This window comes from Oxobacter pfennigii, assembly GCF_001317355.1.
GTDB classification, from domain to species: Bacteria; Bacillota; Clostridia; order Clostridiales; family Oxobacteraceae; genus Oxobacter; species Oxobacter pfennigii.
This window is the reverse complement of record NZ_LKET01000001.1, coordinates 1-2,613: the sequence shown is the minus strand read 5'-3', so window position 1 is coordinate 2,613 and position 2,613 is coordinate 1. Positions and strand designations below refer to the sequence as shown.

Genomic DNA, 2,613 nt, shown 5'->3' with positions numbered 1-2,613 from the left:
GTGCGTACCTAGAATTTGAATCGTATTTTTGAGAAAATCAATCCAAGCTTCAATAAACTAGAAGTTTTTTAAAGCAGCTATTTTAGTTTTTAGGAGGTAGAGATGGATAAGATAACTCATGAAATGCGATTAATGCAATGGAAACCAATCATAAGCGAATGCCGCAGCAGTGGCATGACAATAAAATCTTGGTGTCTTCAAAACAATGTTAATGAAAAGCTGTTCTACTACTGGCAGCGCCGTGTAAGAGAAGATGCTTATGAAGTTATCAAAAAAGCTCAATTTAATAATAAGCCGAACTTTATAGAGCTCCCGGTTCCTGCTGCTGATTATTCTGGAAAAGCTTCACCCTTTACGGCAGATATGATTATTCATATAGGAAATAGTGTATTGGAACTTTCTAATACCGTTTCAGAAGAACTGCTTTTAAAAGTTTTGAAGGCGATATCCGATGTTAAATGATGCATTAGGTTTAGAAAGAATATATATCGCCTGCGGTTACAGTGATTTACGCCGAGGTATTGATGGCTTTGCCGGCATGATACAACAGCAATTTAAACTTGATCCATTTAAGCCTGGTACACTATTTCTGTTCTGTGGGAGAAAGACAGATAGAATCAAGGGACTTTTATGGGAAGGGGATGGATTCCTTCTTTTATACAAGCGTTTGGAAGCAGGCAAATTTCAATGGCCACGAAATGAAGAAGAAGTAAAATCTATTACAATGCAACAGTATAAATGGTTGATGGAGGGTATATCAATTGAACAAAAAAAGGCTATTAAAATCCTTACCCCCAAACAGGCTCTATAACGAATTTATCCACAACGAAGCTGCTGGTTTCAAAGGTTTTCCACAAAATTTTCAAATCAGCTTTTTTCTATTGTTTCACGTCCTCAGATATGGTATCTTGACCATATGGAGAAAAAATATACGGAAGCCGAACTAATTAAATATGACAAGGAAGCTATCATTTCCCTCTTTTTGAGCATGCAGAAACTTACGGAAAATCTTTCACTGACTTGTGCTGAACAAAAGGCGCAACTGGAACAAGTAAATAAGAATATGAACCTGATTTTAGAACAGCTTAAAATTGTAAATCATAAGCAATTCGGCCGTTCTTCAGAAAAGATAGTATACGATGGACAGATGGAAATGCTATTTAATGAAGCTGAATTCTCTATTGCTAACAAATACGTTGTAGAGCCTGAACTGGAAGAAGTCTGCCCAAAACCATATAAACGCAGGAAAACAAAAGGCAAACGTGATGAAGATTTAAAAGACCTTCCTGTTACAGTCATCAATCATGAATTATCCGAAGAAGAGTTAAAGGAACGTCTCGGAGATAAGTGGAAGCGTCTTCCCGATGAAGTATATAAAAGGCTTGTTTTACGGCCAGCCAAATTTGAAGTGGAAGAACATCATGTAGCAGTATATGCCGGGGAGGATAATCAAACAATTATTCGTGGTAAAAGACCGGTTGACCTTTTGCGCAACAGTATCGTTACCCCTTCATTGGCAGCTGCAATTATGAACAGTAAGTATGTCAATGCTATTCCCTTGTACCGTTTCGAGCAGGAATTTTCCCGTAATGATGTAGTTCTTGGCAGGCAGGTGATGGCAAATTGGACAATCAAATGCGGGGAGAGATACCTTTCCCTTCTTTATGATAGGCTTCATAGAGAGATTTACAATAGCAAGGTGCTGCAAGCTGATGAAACACCGGTTAGTGTGAACAAAGACGGACGTCCTGCAGGCAGCAAAAGCTATATGTGGGTCTATCGAACCGGGAAAATGCACAATTCCGCTCCCATTGTGCTGTATGAGTACCAAAAGACACGCAATACCAGCCATCCTCGTGAATTTCTGAAAAATTATAACGGTATAGTCGTTACGGATGGTTATCAGGTATATCACAGTCTGGAGAGAGGACGTGAAGACCTGAAAATTGCGGGGTGCTGGAGTCATGCCAGACGTCGATTTGCAAATGTTGTGAAGGTCCTTGGAAAAGAAAAGGCAAAAGGAACACTTGCATATGATGCACTTAAGCAGATTGCTGCTATATACAAAATAGAAGGCTTGTTAGCCGAGCTTTCACCGGAGGAACGTCAACGTCAAAGGCAATTGACGGTAAAGCCATTGGCAGAGGCTTTCTTTGCATGGGTAAAACAATACCAGAATGACGTTCCGCCAAAATCGGAGACCGGAAAAGGTTTCACCTACTGCCTGAACCAGGAAAAATATCTGAAAGTATTTCTTGGAGATGGAAATGTTCCTGCAGATAATAATGCAGTTGAGAATAGCATTCGCAGTTTTTGTATAGGAAAACATAACTGGCATTTTATTGATACAATTGACGGGGCTAAAGCCAGTGCCATTATATACAGCATTGCGGAGACGGCAAAAGCGAATAATCTGAAACCATATAATTACTTTGAATTATTGCTTACAGAAATCCCAAAGCATATGGAAGACACAAATCTAGATTTCTTAGATGACCTTTTGCCCTGGTCAGAAAAACTCCCGATTGAATGTAAAAAACAGAATCAATAAACCTTTTTAGCCATCAGAAATGACGGCTATATTTATATAAGTACGTATGGTTTACCGTTTAC

3 protein-coding genes are annotated in these 2,613 nt (G+C 39.0%); all 3 read left to right on the top strand.

Annotated elements, in window-relative coordinates:
- Window positions 1-102: 102 nt before the first annotated feature.
- Window positions 103-462, top strand: coding sequence for an IS66 family insertion sequence element accessory protein TnpA (gene tnpA, locus OXPF_RS00015; RefSeq protein WP_054873172.1), 360 nt, complete (start codon window positions 103-105; stop codon window positions 460-462).
- A complete protein-coding gene (gene tnpB / locus OXPF_RS00010; protein WP_054873171.1) occupies window positions 452-811 on the top strand; it encodes an IS66 family insertion sequence element accessory protein TnpB in 360 nt (119 codons plus the stop codon). Before tnpA ends, tnpB begins: the two co-directional genes overlap by 11 nt.
- 105 nt (window positions 812-916) lie before the next feature.
- Entirely contained in the window at window positions 917-2,551 is a 1,635-nt protein-coding gene (gene tnpC / locus OXPF_RS00005) for an IS66 family transposase (protein WP_054873170.1), read from the top strand.
- The last annotated feature ends 62 nt before the right edge of the window (window positions 2,552-2,613 follow it).

Bases quoted from the DNA above. Each gene is read 5' to 3' on its own strand.
- tnpA (WP_054873172.1), top strand. From the start codon at position 103: ATGGATAAGATAACTCATGAAATGCGATTAATGCAATGGAAACCAATC.
- tnpB (WP_054873171.1), top strand. From the start codon at position 452: ATGTTAAATGATGCATTAGGTTTAGAAAGAATATATATCGCCTGCGGT.
- tnpC (WP_054873170.1), top strand. From the start codon at position 917: ATGGAGAAAAAATATACGGAAGCCGAACTAATTAAATATGACAAGGAA.